Origin of the sequence: Terribacillus sp. JSM ZJ617 (assembly GCF_044383785.1) — a bacterium.
Lineage (GTDB): Bacteria > Bacillota > Bacilli > Bacillales > Amphibacillaceae > Terribacillus.
On the sequence record NZ_JBISEQ010000002.1, the window covers coordinates 518,676 to 533,750 of the forward strand.

The following is a 15,075-nucleotide window of genomic DNA, read 5'->3' on the forward strand; positions in this document are numbered from 1 at the left end:
GCGATATTACCACATCGAATCTTCCCCTCCATTCTAACAAAAAAGCAGCCAGATGGATAATGAGAAACGTGTATTTAATCAAAAATCAAAAAGATACCGGCAGATGCTCCGGTATCTTCGGCAACTTATGCAAAATACGTGCAGATCTGCCGTATTGCATCCTTATCGAAAATCTTTTTGCCGTATTCATTCAGCCGAACCGAGGTGACAATACTCGGGTTAGCGAATTCCGACATGACTGCAATCAAGTTTTCCCGCGCCGCAGGATGGAGCAGCGTTCGAATTTCCATATAGTAAAGATCGTTCATAAAGTACACAGCGGCATCTTCAATGCCGATTTGGTCCAGCTGACGTGAAACGCTGATGATGTCCTCAAAATCTGTGAATGAGAAGATAAGCTCCCTGCTTTCGTCAAGTGTCACTTTCATCTCGATATAATCCTCTTCTTCTTCGAAGTCTTCCGTCTGTGGATACTGTGTTACGATGATCTGCATCCCTTGTGCTTGAAGAATATGCACTTGAACAAGAAGTGTGCCTTCCAATTCGAAGCCCAATTCATCGCTTGCTTCATACATCATATCGTGAAAAAGCTGATGAACGCCTGGAAGATCATGCCACAGATCTTCTTTAGTCAAGCCTCTCTCGATTAAATCGTCGAAGGTAAGAAAGATCTTGAATTGATTTAATGAAACGCGCTCTAACTTCATCACTTTTCCCCCTTGGATGCCATTCTAGATATAGATAGCATATGATTCGCTTTATGTTTTGTACGCGGCACTCTCCCAATGGGAGCGTCCATTTTCGTGATAGTTTACAACCTCGAACAGAAAGGATTTGTACGTATAGTTAGTATATTAATCTTTGAGTTAAAAATACCCTTGTTGTCCAAACTGAAAACGGACTAAAATAGGGCTGGTATCGACAGCGGCACATCTGTGTACAACAGAATAAATCCTATTACTGCCAGCACGATGACCGTCAGGAGGATGAACCTGGCAATACCTCCATTCCAGCGCAGGCGGAAGCTTGTCCGCTGCCCGTCATGGACTGTCCGGCGTGGGGGTAAATTAAGAACATCGATACGCTGAACTGCTGGTTCCGATTCTTCTTGATCGGGTTTAAATTCCTCGGCACCCTGAGACTGTGTCACGGATGCCACCAGCTCCTCCAGATTCTGATCCTTCTCTTCTGTCTTTGCCATGAAGTGTCCATCCTTCCATTTCCTTTTTACTGCTGCAGGAGGTGATGCAGCTGCTCCCGCCAGCCAGTACGTTCCGGCTGTGCATTCGTCAAACCTGCCTGCCATTCCGCAAGGGTATCACCGCAGTTATCGCAGCATCTGCCTTTTGCTGGGCGCACTTCAGACTGAAAATCAGCAAAAAGCACTTGGCGTCTGCATGTATCTGTATAAACCCATTCCTTCATACGCTGCAGCTGCTTCAGCTTATGCCTTTTCCTGTCTCCAACAAACTTCTCTATCTGGTTAAGGAATTCCTTCCAGGCATTTACCTTATAATGCAGATGATTTCCCTTAACTATATCATGTTTCTCCATTTGATAAAGTAAAAATCGCCATTGCGTCTCACTAATCGGAATATGCTGGATGAGCAGCTCGTAAGATGGAAGTTCTGTATGACCTGCTTTTACACGCTGATAAAGGAAACGCAGCATTTGCTGAATCGAAGCTTGCTCTGGAAGGTCCTGCTCAATCAGGTGGATGGGTATTTGCCAATCGCCCGGACTATAAAGAACAACACTTACACTTTCCTCGCCATCACGTCCCGCTCTGCCGACCTCCTGAATGAAAGATTCCTTATCACTTGGCAAATGATAATGAACGATCAGACGAACATCTTCTTTATCCACTCCCATACCAAATGCACTCGTACAGCAGATGATCTGCAGCTGGCCGGCAAGGAACTGCTGCTGGATCAATATCCTGTCTTCATTCTCCATGCCTCCGTGATAGTACGCACACGGCATGTCCGGCATATTTGCCCGAATGATAGCTGCCGTACTTTCGGCCATATTTCGACTTGAAAAATAAATGATTGTCGGAGCTTGAATCTTTCTCAGCAAAGCTAGCATCGTTTCATTCTTTTCCTGCTGGTCCTGTACTTCCTTTACGAAGTAAGAGATATTTTCCCGATCCATCGGATAGATATGCTTATCCATGTCCAGATCCCCAAGCAAATGCTGAATATCCGCTTGGACTTCTGGAGTAGCAGTTCCCGTCAATGTAAGTACTGGCGGACTGCCCAGGTTTCGGATCACTTCTGCCAAGCGAAGGTAATCCGTCCGGAATTCCTGCCCCCACTGCGAAATACAATGGGCTTCATCCACTACAAACAATTGAATATGCAGTGTCTGCAAACGATTAATCAGCAATTCGTTTTGCAGCATCTCCGGAGAAACATACAGCAGATCATAATGCTGAAGTTTCCGCATGATCTGCTGCTTGTCTTCAAACCCAAGAAAACTATTCAGTGCAGCTACTCGCTTGAAACCTCTGGCACGCAGCTGTTTCACTTGATCTTCCATCAGAGACAGGAGGGGAGAAACAACAATGACTTGTCCGCTCCGCATGAAAGCAGGCAGCTGATAACAGATAGATTTCCCCGTTCCTGTCGGCAAAACTCCCAATGTATGGTGGTTTTCTAGGACACTTCCCAGTATCTCCTCCTGCCCAGTACGGAACTGATCATAGCCATAGAACTTCTGCAATGCCTTTTGCAAATCTGCTTTCATGCTTTCACCTCCTGTTCTTTCCGTAATGCTAATGCCAATCTGATCTGAAAATAATCATATTTCCCTTCCAGCAAAGCATGTATTTGTTTTAGTTTGTTTGTACCAGCCTGCATAGCGCTCGCTAAAATGATACTAGCATCGTTATCGGAAATGAATTTACTGGAAAGTGCTTCTCCATCTATCCAGGTGATTTCCACAATATGATCTTTAATTGTGTTCTCTGACAAACCTCTGACTAAAGCGATCTGCTCTACTGACATACCACGTTCAAGCATTGTCCGAGTCTTTTGCGCAGTAGTTGTGATGGAACGGATCTGCTGCTGCGGTCTATCCATGAGTGCAGCAAGATATGGATAAGCTGCCCCATCGCTCTCAGCATGCTGTAAAAAATGGTGGACAGTCGACGTCTGATATAGGAGCACATCTGTTTCATGCACGTGATATTTTTCTGCCAACTGAACAGTAGTCAAGCCGATATGATGGTAGCCGGTCAATCGGTCAACGAATAAATCTGCCTGTATTTGCGGCAGTTTCCCGAGCAATCCATATAGCTCCTTATATACTCCGTTTCGCCAATCATCCAAGTGATGCTGTTCCTGTCGATACAACTGCCTTATCCAATGTTGGATAGCTGGATTATCCGTTACAGGTATATACTGCTTCTCCTCTTTCGCTTGATTGGAAAGCAGCTGAACGAGCAGAAGCAGCCGATATAAGAATGGCTCTGTTTGAGTCTGATAGGTCATACCATTGAAATATGGCAGATTCTTTAGTATATCTTGGCTTTCTTCCTGCATGGCATTCTCGGCCACCTGGTCGAAAAACTGTCTGGATAGCTTCGGATAGATGCCAAACAGATGGGTAAGACCGTACATATGGGCATCCTGCAATGTTTGGGCGGAACGCTTGCCTTGCAGAAGATGATAGATGGACGCCGAACTCCGTTCATGCCTGATGGGCTGAACGGCATGTATAATGATAGAAGCCAGAAGCATGGCAATCAACCTTTCTGTAAGCTTGTATTCCGTTTCGGGACGCGCTACACTTAGTATAAAGCAAGAAGCAGCTTTGTTGAAAGCGGAAGGGGGAAAGCGGGATGGCAATGTATACATATGTCGATCAGGATACTTGTATCGCCTGCGGTACATGCGGAGCTGTCGCGCCCGATGTATACGATTATGATGATGAAGGTCTGGCATTTGTCCTGCTCGACCGCAATACTGGTACCTTTGCTGTACCGGAGGAATTGCAGGAAGATGTAACAGAGGCATTTGAAGAGTGTCCGACCGAGTCGATTAAACTAAGTGATTTGATTATCGCAAAAGAAGCATTATCCCATATATGAAGAACCACTTCCCTTTAAGAGGAAGTGGTTCTTTTTCCTTCTGCAGGAATCCACTTGCTGAACAGCTTTCGCAGAACAGGGTACAATATGAAAAAGAAAATTCCATTACCGATTGCATGCATCGTATCGAAACTTATGCCCGCAAGATAGTACGCCAGAAAATGTTCCATTATGAATACATTCGGCAGTGATATCAAGAAGCCATATACATAGCCTGTCAAAACGCTGGCAGCCGTCATGACAATTAGTGGCGGGTCATTCCATAGCTTGCCTATCAGTCCGAATGTCAGACCGATCAGCCCCCAAGCGAGCATCTGCCATAATGTCCACAAACCCATTCCTAGTATCATATTGGATAACAGCGTGGACAAAACAGCAATAATAACACCTGCAGCCGGACCCAGCAAAAGCGAACAAATGATGATAACACTCGTCATCGGCTGCATGTTCGGCAGAAACGGAAACAGCACATTCGCATATATCCTGCCTACCGCAGCAAGTGCCGTCAGCATTGCCAGCAGCGTCAGCTTACGTGTTGTAAACATTAAGATTTCTGCAGATCAAAGACAACCTCATCGCCGTCTTTCAGTTCAACCTCGTTCGCTCCAACTGGTGACATTTCCCCATTAACCGTGAAAAGCCAGTATTTATTGGCATTTTCATCCTGGGAATGGCCATCAATTGCCGTGATGAATCCACCATCTTCCTCGATTTCAAAGTTCTCTTTCATTACATCCAAAAGATTGTCGCCTTCCTCGAAGCTGACTTCCTTGGATGAAATCTCTTCTCCATCTTCAGATAAGGTGATAGTGACCTGCTGTTCGGTCTTCTGCTCTGCCTGCTGGTTTTGCTGCGGCTGTTCAGTCGTCCCGCAGCCAGCCAGTATGCCTGCTGCCAGCAATAAGGCAGATAACATATGTAGTGCTTTTCTCATAAAAAAATCCTCCCTTTTAATAAAGGAAAGAGCATTAGAAGCTGCCGCTCCAACCGCTCAGTCCTCGAAGCGGTGAAACACAAGCACACAGGGCAGGTCTGCTGACTGATACCTTCATCTACTAAGAACCCTTCCCATCCAATAGGACAGTGGATATATTCTTTTCGGCGGTAATCACAGCTGCGAGGACAGTCACGGAATCACACCGTGTTCCCTATCAAGTCTGTTCGACACCTTGTACGCTTTGATTCAGCTTATTTTATCATATTATGTCAGGTTTGTATCCTGCGGGAGACGAATAGTAAAGGTTGTTCCCTCACGGAGTTTACTCGTCACTTTGATAGTACCATTGTGAGCTTGAATGATATTTTTAGCGATAGCAAGTCCTAAGCCATTTCCGGTTTTAGCGGTTTTTCTTGTTCTCGATTTGTCGGCCTTGTAGAATCGTTCGAATACAAAAGGCAAATCTTCTTCCGGTATCCCGCTCCCAGAGTCTTTGACGATTATAACAAGCTGATCTTTATCGTCGGATACCAATACCTGTACAGCACCTGCATGCTCTGTATGGGTGATGGCATTATCAATCAAATTCGTCAGTACTTGCTCCAGTGCATCAGGCGCAAAATGATAGGTGCGTTTATCCACTGCATTGACGAGCCCAAGTTTGATTTCCCTTTCATCGGCCAAGCCTTGGAACTTACGGACAATCCGCTCCAGGAAAGGATTTATTTCTACGTCTTCCATCACGAGATTTGTATCGCCTGCTTCCATCCGAGCAAGGTCAAGCAGCTGATTGACGAGTCTTCCGATTCGCAAAGATTCATCGTGGATGATTTGAGCCAGCTCGTTTTTTGCTTCGACTGTATCGGCGATATCATCGATGATTGCTTCACTATAGCCTTGCAGTAAGGAAATCGGAGTGCGCAGTTCATGCGTGATATTCGTTATAAAATCTTCGCGAAGCTTATTCAATCTTCGTTCCTGTGTCATATCCCGAACGACAGCGACCGCACCGCGAATAGCTGCATCATCATAAAGGGGCGTTGCTATAATCACCCATTCGCGTCCCTGGATCGTCACCTCTCGTGTAACCTCCGATGCAGTTGAGACAACACTTTCCATGATCTCAAGCCAGACACCTGGCACTTCATGAAATGTTTCGCCATTCTCAAACTGCCAATCATGGATAAATGCTTCAGCCGGCGGATTCGTCACGGTTAGTTCACCCTGCCGATTGATCATGACGACGCCATCCACCATGGCATTTACAACACGGGCAAGATGCTCTTTTTCCTGGCTTAGTGCGTTGATATTGAATTCCAGCTGTTTACCCATCTTGTTCAAAGCAGTTGCCAGCATGCCTATCTCGTCATGTGTAACGACAGGAACTTCTGTCCCGAATTCACCTCTGGCGACGTTCAGTGCTGCATCCTGCATTTTAATCAGTGGTTTCGTGATTCTGGATGATAGGAAAAAGGCAAACACGGTTGTCAGCACGAATGCGATCCCTGCTCCCAAGAGGATGATCTGTGTCGTCTGATTACCTGTCTCTTTTACGACAGATAGTGATTGATAGACATAGACCGCACCAGAACCATCTTGCAGCGGTGTACCGACAACGATTACGCTTCTATCGGTATTAGGCAAGATAAGCTGTTTGGAAACATCTTCTCCTTCTGTTACAGCTTTATTTAATGTATCATCATTCAGCAGCCATTGCTGGTCAACATTAGGCAAAGGCTCCGCCTCATCTGGATTTGATATCCAAAGCTCATCATTCTGTAGGATAGCTATGCGGGAATTCGGATCCTGCACACGTTCTGCAGTATCGTAGACGGTATTTCGGTCATCGATTTCTTCCAGTAAAATGGACACCTTCGTAGCTGTCTGCATAAGGCTTTCTTCGGCCTCTTCAATGTGGAAATTACCGAAGAACTCCAGCAGCAAAAAAGTAAGCAGACCAAGGACGACTGACACAAGAACCAGGATAGTCAGCCATAACTTGTTAACAACACTTCCCCACAGCATCAGCTTTTATCCGCTTCGAATTTGTATCCGACACCCCACACTGTCACAATCATGCTAGCAGCTTCTTCTGAAACCTTGCTTAATTTTTCACGTAACCTTTTGACATGTGTATCTACTGTACGCAAGTCTCCGAAGAACTCATATTTCCAAACCTGTTTGAGCAGCTCTTCTCGGCCGTACACTTTATCTGGTGTCGAAGCAAGGAAGTGCAGCAATTCATATTCCTTTGGTGTCAATGTAACTTCCGAATTATCCGCCGTCACACGGTGGGCATCCTTATCGATAGTAAGATGGGAGAATACAAGCAAGTCCTTCGCTTTTGCATCGGTATGCAAATATTTAGTCGTGGAAGACCGTCTCAATAGTGCTTTTACACGCAGAACGACTTCACGAGGACTGAAAGGTTTCACGATATAATCATCCGCACCGACTTCAAAGCCTTCTACTCGGTCAGCTTCTTCCCCCTTGGCAGTCAGCATGATGATCGGCGTGCCTTTTTCTTTACGGATCTCCTGACAAACCTCTATTCCATCCTTGCCGGGCATCATGACATCCAATAGGATAACATCATAGTCTGTCTCGTTTGCCATTTGAAGTCCTTGGTCTCCGTCAGCGGCTTCATCAAGCGTGTAGCCTTCTTTCTCCAGATACATGCGCACGAGTCTGCGGATTCTTTCTTCATCGTCTACTACAAGAATATGTGCTTCTGTTTCCATGGTCCTTCCCCTTTTCTCTTTTTATGTTAAGCATACGCGTGTAATCCTACGATAAGCAAATTTACTGCCAGCAAATTGAACATGATGATACAAAAGCCGATCACTGCGAGCCATGCTGATCGTATGCCCTGCCAGCCTCTCAGCATACGTATATGTAAATAAGCAGCATAGAAAAGCCACGTAATCAGCGCCCATACTTCTTTTGGATCCCATCCCCAAAAGCGATCCCATGCCTGCTGGGCCCAGATCATCGCAAAGATAAGCGCACCAAGTGTGAAGATAGGAAAACCGACTGCTACAGAACGATAGCCGATATCATCCAGCATATCCTTAGGCATTCTGCGCACTAGCGGCTGCAGTGCTGCTCCGATTCTCCTTTTAGTAAAGAGACGAATGAGAACATAAAGTACACAACCAGCGAGCAAGGACAAGCAGATTGTATTTAGCTTCATTGCCGCATTTTCACCGCGCAGCCAGTCGGGAACAGAAATACCGATCGGAAATGGTGAGGATATCGTATCATTTGGAACAAAGACAGGTGGCAGCTGATAGATCATGCTTGCCTCTGCTGTCGTCACACTAGCAGTATATCCGAATGTTCGGAAAAGAATAGCGAGCAGCATGTAGCCTGCAACTGATAATATAACAACGATTATACTTTCAATCAGCCATACCCTCTTATGCTGTTTGTCTTGATTCGTTTCATGCAGGATATAAAGAAAACCAGCGAAAAAGCTGACAGCAAGTATGGCTTCCCCTAGTGCAGCCGTTGTTACATGAATATACAGCCAATGACTTTGCAGCGAAGGCACAAGCGGTGCTACTTCCCGGGGAAACATGGCTGCACATCCAATAATCAGTATACTGATCACCAATGCCGTTACCGCTAAAATCGGGTAGCGGTAAAACCGATACATCATCAGCAGAACCAATATGAGCATCATGCCAAAGAAGGTCATGAATTCAAATAAATTGCTTACCGGTGCATGTCCGCTGTACACCCATCGAAGGATGAAAAAACCGAGCTGCGCAATCCATCCGGCAGCAGTGACAGACCAAGCAATCCGCTCAATAAGGTCATGCCTATGCTTTGCAGCTGACCATGTGAATAAGATGATACCAAGCAGGTAACTGATAAAAGCAGCTTCCAGCAAATGACCGCTAATGATAGATAACTTTTCCATCAGCTGCTCTCTCCTTTATCATAATTGTCGAAGATACTATCCAATTCTCTTTCAAAGGAGGACGCATGCTTATTCGTATGTCCTGCAATAAGATAGGATCCATCAGGTTGTCTTTGAAGCCAGATCCTGCGATGCTGCCAATAAAGTCCCTGGACAAGACCGATCATGAAAATGAGTCCTCCGAGCAGGAATACTGGTAAAGTCAAATCGCGTTTCACGGACAATCCAGTCACATTATGCGTATCATAAGCCACTGCACGTACGTTGTATTTGTTCGTTTCTGTCTCCGAAACAACCTCATCGATTGCTATGAAAAGTCTTTGCGTATTATCGTCTTTTGAAATATCAAAAACGAATGCAGGGTTTCGAGGGTATTTTGATGCAGTAGTCATTTTGTCCCCGTCCAATTGATAATCCGGATAATAATCAACTAATGTTGCTTGAAGACCGTTATCAAGCGTATAATTCGCTTGGGGATTATCGGTATCGACTTTAAAATCAGCTAATATACCTTCTTCATTTTCAGCGCGGAGAGTCAAACTGCTGAACTCATTCAGCTGATAGCCTGATTGATAGATCGTAAACCCAGCTGCTTTGACTGGATGGTTCACGGACACCTTCAATTGTGTCAATACCTTCAAACCAGGAGTATCACCGGCTATATGATCCTCACCTTCGTAAACAATGATATCTGTTGTGAAGCTTTTCGGGATCGACCTGCCTTCTTGTTCGATAGCAGCTTTGAACTTTGGATCATCCTTATCGTATGTATCGACATTGAATTGTTCATTTTTGATAAACAATGATTGATCGGTATCGGGCACTACCGCTGTTTCACCATCCCTTATCCATACAAATTCATCTTGATAAAAATAAGGAAACAGCCTAAGGAAAGCTGCCAGCAGCACCAGGAGCAGCCCGATATGATTCACATATGGACCCCACCTGGCAAACCTGTTTTTCTCAGCCAGATAATCCTGTCCATCTTGGCGGATACGATAACGTCTTGCCCGTATTTGCTTTAACAAGATCTCATGATCACTGATTTCCATATTCCGAACATACACTTGACTTATCAGGAAATGTTTCTTGCGCTTCACTGGCTGCAGCTTCAATGCACGGTACAAAGGGAAAAACCGGTCGATACTGGCAATCAGGATACTTGCACCAAGCATCCCGAGGAGCGTCATATACCACCATGAGCTGTATAACTGATCAAAACCGAATGCATAATACAGACTCCCAAAGTTGCCATACTCTGATTCATAAAATTCCTGAGCCAGTCTATCAATAGGTATGTATGCCCGCTGCGGAAGAATGGTGCCGAGCGCCGTTGCAAGCAAAGTCAGGAAGAGGATATACATACCGTTCCGCACAGATGCGAAAAAACGCCAAACCTTATCGATCATCGTCTGGTTGCGCTGCTGGGAACGGCGGTCTGCATTTTCATAGCGCATGTCCATTTTTTCGTTTACGTAGCTTCCGCAATGGTCGCACTTTTCGTTTTCATGCTTACATTTAGAACATTTCTGCACAAACATCGCCTCTTTTCTCAAGGCACAATCCCATCTAAATATTCCTCCAGCCGCTCCTTTTCCAACGGCCCATAAACAGTCCTGCTGACTGTTCCATTTGCTGAGATGAAAAACGTAGCCGGCAGCGCATCTACTCCATATGCTTCCATCACTTGTCCATTATCCTGCAAAATTGGGAAAGTAAGATCATACTGCTTTCGGAAACGATCAATGACAACGCTGCTTTCGTCCACATTGACAGCAGCAAGAATCACATCTTTGTTTTCATATGTATGGGATGCCTCTTCGAACAAAGGCATTTCCTGCTTGCAAGGCTCGCAATAAGTTGCCCAAAAATTGACTAGGACACCTTTGCCGCGCATATCAGATAGTTTAAACTCTTGGCCAGTCTGCATATCCGTCAGCTTGAATGCAGGTGCCTGTTGTCCTGCATCCACCTTTTCTGCCTTTCCTTCTCCCAACAGCTGCCAGCACGCTGTCAAAACAAGGCCAGCCAATAAGACAAGCACAGTCAGACGTACAATGAAACGCCTCTTACGAATAGGTGTCATGTATCCTCACCTCTTTGCCAAGTATAGCATGTCTTCCAGCCAGCAATTTTGACAAATTATTTACTTTTTTCTTTGTATTCCATTTTGAACCGATGTACTTCTTCTGGTGTCAGCTTACGATATGCACCCGGCTGAAGCCCTTCAAGTGTCAAGAAACCATATCTTTCGCGCTTTAGCTTCTGAACAGGAAATTGAATTCTTTCCATCATTTTTCTCACCTGGCGATTGCGTCCTTCATGCAGGATAATTTGAACAAGGCTTGTATTCTTCTTTCTGTCAGCACTCATCAGCTTCGCATAAACAGCTTTGCATTTATGTCCGTCAATCATAATGCCGCGTTTCAGCTGTTTTAATTCATCCGGGGTAGGGATACCTTTGACTTTGGCAACATACACTTTGTCGATCTTCTGGCTTGGATGCATGAGCATATTGGCAAACTCTCCGTCATTCGTCAGAAGCAGCAAACCTGATGTGTCATAATCAAGACGGCCAATTGGATAGACTCTTTCCAATACTTCCGGCATCAAGTCGAGCACTACTTTCCGGTCTTTCTCATCCTGCACGCTTGAAATGACGCCGCGTGGTTTGTAAAGCATATAATAGACAGACTTTTCCTTTTCAAGCGGTATTCCATTTACTTCTACAGTGTCTCTATCGGTCACTTTGATACCAAGTTCCTTCACAACCTTGCCATTTACCTTGACTTTGCCTTCCAAAATCATCGTCTCGGCTTTTCTTCTTGATGTAATCCCGCTGTGGGCAATTACTTTCTGCAGGCGTTCTGCTTGTTTATCCATTTACTGATCCTCACTTTTTATCATCAGGAACAAAAGAAAGAGCGTTAACGGTTGTCAACGCCTCTCATGCTCCGAATATAATCGTTACTACTATTATTGATGCCATTATACCAATAACATCAGCTAACAGTCCAACTTTTAATGCATCCCCCATCTTACGGATACCAACGGCACCAAAATAGACTGTCAGAACATAAAAGGTGGTATCCGTACTTCCCTGAAGCACGGAAGCCAATCTGCCAATGAAAGAGTCCGGACCATGGGTTGCAATCAGTTCTGTTGTCATTCCGAGTGCTGCTGTTCCGCTGATCGGCCTTACGAGTGCCAGCGGGACGATATCAGCAGGCATTCCGATAAAGCTCAAAAAAGGTGTAATCAGACCGATAATGGCATCCAATGCACCAGAAGCCCGAAGAATCGCAATCGAGACTAGCATTCCGAGCAGAAAAGGGAGTATCGAGATAGCCAAACCGATACCTTCCTTGCCGCCATCCACAAACAGTTCGTAAGTCGGGAGTCGTTTCGCAGTCGCGATAGTTAGTACAACAAGAATGAGACAAGGAATGATCCACATACTGGCGGTAGTAAGCAGACTCATACATGCCGCTCCTTCCGTCTCCTGATTTCATAAAAGAGCCTATCAATCAGAATGGCTCCAATGAAAGAGATGATCGAAGCCAGTAAGGTAGCGCTGACAATCTCGGTTGGTGATTGCGAATCATATTTCATCCGCACAGCAAGCACTGTCGTTGGAATCAGCGTCAAACTGGATGTGTTGATAGCCAGGAAGGTTATCATGGAACGGCTCGCTTTGGGACTGCCGCTTAGCTTCTTCATCTCTTCCATCGCTTTTATTCCCATTGGTGTCGCTGCATTCCCCAAACCAAAGAAATTAGCAGTCAGGTTGGACAGGATATATCCCATTGCCGGGTGATCCTTCGGAATGTCTGGAAACAACCTGGCAATGAACGGCTTGGACAGCCGTACCAGACCTTTTAAAAGTCCGGCGGCTTCTGCTATCTTCGTCATGCCGAGCCAAAACACCATCACGCTGATCAAACTGATGGCAAGTACGACTGCATCATCTGCACTTTTGAATATTGCCTTATTCACTTCATCCATCGTCCCATTGATCATGGCATAAATAATACCGCCGATCGCCATGACTGCCCATATATAATTCACCATAAGCGGACACCCGCCAGATCGTCAAACACTTGCTTTGTCTTACCGGCCAGTGTCGGTTTCTCTGGAACTGCGAAGATCGGCACTGTACCGATTTTCTTTTCATCCAGATAATAAATATCCGCACCAATCTGCTGGTTTTCCTTTTGCTTGTCCTGTTTCAGGAGCTGTGTCTTCGTATGCGCTTGTTTCTTCTCCTGTTCGGAAAGCGGATAGATTAGGGAAGTGCCAGTCCCAGACTGTTTTAGCTTGGTAAGCTCAAATTCATCGAATCCCCATTCAAAAAGATTCATATGATCCCGCCAGTCATCCGGGTCATTTATCGTAACAACCACCAGTTCCATTCCATCTTTTTCAGCGGTACTCACAAGTGTCCGACCTGCCTTTTTCGTATAACCTGTCTTACCGCCGGTAGAGTATTCGTAATAACGCGTGAGCATTTTATTTTTGTTTCCCCAGGCATACATCTTGGTATCTGCTTTATATGTTTTCGTTCCGCTGATCTTACGGAATATCTCATTTTGCATCGCATACTTCGTCAATAACGCCATGTCATAAGCGGAACTGTGATGTGTCTCTGTATCCAGGCCGTGCGGATTATCAAAATGGGAATCCTGCATGCCAAGCCATGCCGCTTTCTCATTCATCAAGTGGGTAAACCCTTCTTCACTGCCGCCCACATGTTCAGCTATGGCTACGGCTGCGTCATTACCGGATCGAAGCATGAGCCCATAAACAAGATCTTTTAACGGGATTTCCTCTCCTTCCTCTAGATAAATAGAGGATCCCTCCGTATATACAGCATTTTTGCTGATATGGACCTCTTCATCCATCTTTCCAGATTCTATCGCGATAATAGCAGTCATGATTTTTGTGATGCTGGCGATTCTTTTCGGCTCAGATGCGTTTTTTTCATATAAAACCCTGCCAGTAGAAAGCTCCATCAGAATTGCTGCATCTGCAGATACGCCAGGTTTTGCGGCCGCTTGCCCTGGCAGGAGCATCAAACAGAGGATTATGGCAGTCATTACAACCAGAACGCGCTTGAACATGTTTCAAACCCTCCCTTAATCATCTATCATCAGTGTATGCACAGAAGACAAGCTTATGAATAAGTGAAAAACCCCTATCCTTATTGGATAGGGGTTTTTCTTAAAATGGTGCCCAGTTCACTTGCTTGGCAGTTTGGAATCTTTGGGCGACATTCGCCCAATTGACGACGTTCCACCAATTTTCCACGTACTTCTTTTTCTCTGTTTTATACTGTAGATAATAGGCATGCTCCCACATATCCAAGACTAACAAAGGAATAGTATCTGCCAAACTGAAGTGCTGGTGCTTTTCAAGCGTCTGAATAGCTAAGTGGTGCGACCTGGGCTCCCAAACAAGAATGGCCCAGCCGACCCCTTCCACACTGTCAGCAGCCTTTGAAAACATTTCCTTGTACCTCTGGAAGGAACCAAAGTCTCTCCGGATCTGCTGCGCCAGCTGTCCGGAAGGTTCTCCGCCGCCATTAGGCGACATATTGTACCAGAAAATCGTGTGGAGGAAATGACCAGAACCATGGAAGGATTGCTCTCTTAAATAATGCTTATAGTCCGAGCTGGTTTTGTTCCCCCGATTCAGGTAAAGCATTTCTTCTGCTTTATTAAGACCATCAACATAGGATTGGTGGTGTTTTGTATAATGCAGTTCCATGATTTCCCTGCTGATGTGCGGCTCCAGTGCATCAAAGCGGTAAGGAAGCGGCGGAAGTCTGTGCTGCCCCCATCTGACACTATTCTGGCGGCTGGCCTGCCCTGCCCGGGCTGCAATCCTCTCTGCATCCTGACGAAACTGCAATACTGCCTCCTGTGCAATATTTTCGGAGTCTAAAAGCGTATGCTGCAAATTATGCTGCAGCTCACGAAGGTCGGCTTCCCATTCCTGTATTGAAGTCTCCACCACATGTACTTGCATTGCCTTGCTCCATTCCAGCAATGCTTCCAGATAATTTCTGTTGTTCAAGATCACTCACCTCGCCCTAGCATATGTGCCCATCCAGCTAAGGGA

At 45.4% G+C, this 15,075-nt stretch carries 17 protein-coding genes and 1 riboswitch; of the genes, 1 reads left to right on the top strand and 16 read right to left on the bottom strand.

Features of this window, described 5'->3' with window-relative positions; translation table 11 throughout:
* Positions 1 to 125: 125 nt before the first annotated feature.
* The 4 genes from ACH6C1_RS08820 to ACH6C1_RS08835 all read right to left on the bottom strand — a co-directional run bounded on the left by ACH6C1_RS08820 (position 126) and on the right by ACH6C1_RS08835 (position 3,743).
* The gene (locus tag ACH6C1_RS08820) at positions 126 to 707 is read right to left on the bottom strand and encodes a genetic competence negative regulator (RefSeq protein ID WP_095222640.1); all 582 of its coding nucleotides are present in this window, start codon (positions 705 to 707) and stop codon (positions 126 to 128) included.
* A gap of 194 nt (positions 708 to 901) precedes the next feature.
* Positions 902 to 1,201 (bottom strand): hypothetical protein, encoded by a 300-nt coding sequence (locus tag ACH6C1_RS08825; protein ID WP_374076414.1) that lies wholly within the window; start codon positions 1,199 to 1,201, stop codon positions 902 to 904.
* 26 nt (positions 1,202 to 1,227) lie between these two features.
* Entirely contained in the window at positions 1,228 to 2,748 is a 1,521-nt protein-coding gene (locus ACH6C1_RS08830; protein WP_374076415.1) for a RecQ family ATP-dependent DNA helicase, read from the bottom strand.
* Positions 2,745 to 3,743: a YpbB family protein gene (locus tag ACH6C1_RS08835; protein ID WP_374076417.1), complete on the bottom strand. Its 999-nt coding sequence runs from the start codon at positions 3,741 to 3,743 to the stop codon at positions 2,745 to 2,747. Before ACH6C1_RS08835 ends, ACH6C1_RS08830 begins: the two co-directional genes overlap by 4 nt.
* Before the next feature lie 101 nt (positions 3,744 to 3,844).
* Between ACH6C1_RS08835 and ACH6C1_RS08840 the strand changes: the two genes are divergently transcribed.
* Positions 3,845 to 4,093 (top strand): ferredoxin, encoded by a 249-nt coding sequence (locus ACH6C1_RS08840; RefSeq protein WP_095222807.1) that lies wholly within the window; start codon positions 3,845 to 3,847, stop codon positions 4,091 to 4,093.
* A gap of 14 nt (positions 4,094 to 4,107) precedes the next feature.
* Here ACH6C1_RS08840 and ACH6C1_RS08845 read toward each other — a convergent pair whose 3' ends face one another.
* From ACH6C1_RS08845 to ACH6C1_RS08900, 12 genes are all read right to left on the bottom strand, one after another.
* Positions 4,108 to 4,638 carry an ECF transporter S component gene (locus tag ACH6C1_RS08845; protein ID WP_374076419.1) on the bottom strand — a complete coding sequence of 177 codons (531 nt, stop codon included), beginning with the start codon at positions 4,636 to 4,638 and terminating at the stop codon, positions 4,108 to 4,110.
* Positions 4,638 to 5,027 (bottom strand): DUF4430 domain-containing protein, encoded by a 390-nt coding sequence (locus tag ACH6C1_RS08850; RefSeq protein ID WP_374076421.1) that lies wholly within the window; start codon positions 5,025 to 5,027, stop codon positions 4,638 to 4,640. Before ACH6C1_RS08850 ends, ACH6C1_RS08845 begins: the two co-directional genes overlap by 1 nt.
* 74 nt (positions 5,028 to 5,101) lie before the next feature.
* A riboswitch (cobalamin riboswitch) is annotated at positions 5,102 to 5,280 on the bottom strand.
* Positions 5,281 to 5,294: 14 nt separating this feature from the next.
* Entirely contained in the window at positions 5,295 to 7,055 is a 1,761-nt protein-coding gene (locus ACH6C1_RS08855) for an ATP-binding protein (RefSeq protein WP_374076423.1), read from the bottom strand.
* Entirely contained in the window at positions 7,055 to 7,771 is a 717-nt protein-coding gene (locus ACH6C1_RS08860; protein WP_095222633.1) for a response regulator transcription factor, read from the bottom strand. The genes ACH6C1_RS08855 and ACH6C1_RS08860 overlap by 1 nt, the downstream gene beginning before the upstream one ends.
* A 26-nt stretch (positions 7,772 to 7,797) precedes the next feature.
* Entirely contained in the window at positions 7,798 to 8,955 is a 1,158-nt protein-coding gene (ccsB, locus tag ACH6C1_RS08865) for a c-type cytochrome biogenesis protein CcsB (protein WP_374076425.1), read from the bottom strand.
* A complete protein-coding gene (gene resB / locus ACH6C1_RS08870; protein WP_374076427.1) occupies positions 8,955 to 10,490 on the bottom strand; it encodes a cytochrome c biogenesis protein ResB in 1,536 nt (511 codons plus the stop codon). The genes ccsB and resB overlap by 1 nt, the downstream gene beginning before the upstream one ends.
* A 17-nt stretch (positions 10,491 to 10,507) precedes the next feature.
* Entirely contained in the window at positions 10,508 to 11,041 is a 534-nt protein-coding gene (gene resA / locus ACH6C1_RS08875) for a thiol-disulfide oxidoreductase ResA (RefSeq protein ID WP_374076429.1), read from the bottom strand.
* A 56-nt stretch (positions 11,042 to 11,097) separates the two neighbouring features.
* The gene (locus tag ACH6C1_RS08880) at positions 11,098 to 11,838 is read right to left on the bottom strand and encodes a pseudouridine synthase (RefSeq protein WP_095222629.1); all 741 of its coding nucleotides are present in this window, start codon (positions 11,836 to 11,838) and stop codon (positions 11,098 to 11,100) included.
* Between the two features lie 64 nt (positions 11,839 to 11,902).
* The gene (locus ACH6C1_RS08885) at positions 11,903 to 12,436 is read right to left on the bottom strand and encodes a spore maturation protein (RefSeq protein ID WP_366247076.1); all 534 of its coding nucleotides are present in this window, start codon (positions 12,434 to 12,436) and stop codon (positions 11,903 to 11,905) included.
* Entirely contained in the window at positions 12,433 to 13,026 is a 594-nt protein-coding gene (locus ACH6C1_RS08890; RefSeq protein ID WP_374076432.1) for a nucleoside recognition domain-containing protein, read from the bottom strand. The genes ACH6C1_RS08885 and ACH6C1_RS08890 overlap by 4 nt, the downstream gene beginning before the upstream one ends.
* Positions 13,020 to 14,075, bottom strand: a complete 1,056-nt coding sequence (locus ACH6C1_RS08895) for a D-alanyl-D-alanine carboxypeptidase family protein (protein ID WP_374076434.1) — start codon at positions 14,073 to 14,075, stop codon at positions 13,020 to 13,022. Before ACH6C1_RS08895 ends, ACH6C1_RS08890 begins: the two co-directional genes overlap by 7 nt.
* Before the next feature lie 100 nt (positions 14,076 to 14,175).
* Positions 14,176 to 15,030 (bottom strand): superoxide dismutase, encoded by an 855-nt coding sequence (locus ACH6C1_RS08900; protein WP_374076436.1) that lies wholly within the window; start codon positions 15,028 to 15,030, stop codon positions 14,176 to 14,178.
* Positions 15,031 to 15,075: the final 45 nt, after the last annotated feature.

Bases quoted from the DNA above. Each gene is read 5' to 3' on its own strand.
- ccsB (WP_374076425.1), bottom strand. From the start codon at position 8,955: ATGGAAAAGTTATCTATCATTAGCGGTCATTTGCTGGAAGCTGCTTTT.
- ACH6C1_RS08890 (WP_374076432.1), bottom strand. From the start codon at position 13,026: ATGGTGAATTATATATGGGCAGTCATGGCGATCGGCGGTATTATTTAT.
- ACH6C1_RS08820 (WP_095222640.1), bottom strand. From the start codon at position 707: ATGAAGTTAGAGCGCGTTTCATTAAATCAATTCAAGATCTTTCTTACC.
- ACH6C1_RS08830 (WP_374076415.1), bottom strand. From the start codon at position 2,748: ATGAAAGCAGATTTGCAAAAGGCATTGCAGAAGTTCTATGGCTATGAT.
- resA (WP_374076429.1), bottom strand. From the start codon at position 11,041: ATGACACCTATTCGTAAGAGGCGTTTCATTGTACGTCTGACTGTGCTT.
- ACH6C1_RS08835 (WP_374076417.1), bottom strand. From the start codon at position 3,743: ATGCTTCTGGCTTCTATCATTATACATGCCGTTCAGCCCATCAGGCAT.
- ACH6C1_RS08825 (WP_374076414.1), bottom strand. From the start codon at position 1,201: ATGGCAAAGACAGAAGAGAAGGATCAGAATCTGGAGGAGCTGGTGGCA.
- ACH6C1_RS08850 (WP_374076421.1), bottom strand. From the start codon at position 5,027: ATGAGAAAAGCACTACATATGTTATCTGCCTTATTGCTGGCAGCAGGC.
- ACH6C1_RS08855 (WP_374076423.1), bottom strand. From the start codon at position 7,055: ATGCTGTGGGGAAGTGTTGTTAACAAGTTATGGCTGACTATCCTGGTT.
- ACH6C1_RS08895 (WP_374076434.1), bottom strand. From the start codon at position 14,075: ATGTTCAAGCGCGTTCTGGTTGTAATGACTGCCATAATCCTCTGTTTG.
- ACH6C1_RS08880 (WP_095222629.1), bottom strand. From the start codon at position 11,838: ATGGATAAACAAGCAGAACGCCTGCAGAAAGTAATTGCCCACAGCGGG.
- ACH6C1_RS08840 (WP_095222807.1), top strand. From the start codon at position 3,845: ATGGCAATGTATACATATGTCGATCAGGATACTTGTATCGCCTGCGGT.
- ACH6C1_RS08860 (WP_095222633.1), bottom strand. From the start codon at position 7,771: ATGGAAACAGAAGCACATATTCTTGTAGTAGACGATGAAGAAAGAATC.
- ACH6C1_RS08885 (WP_366247076.1), bottom strand. From the start codon at position 12,436: ATGAGTCTGCTTACTACCGCCAGTATGTGGATCATTCCTTGTCTCATT.
- ACH6C1_RS08845 (WP_374076419.1), bottom strand. From the start codon at position 4,638: ATGTTTACAACACGTAAGCTGACGCTGCTGGCAATGCTGACGGCACTT.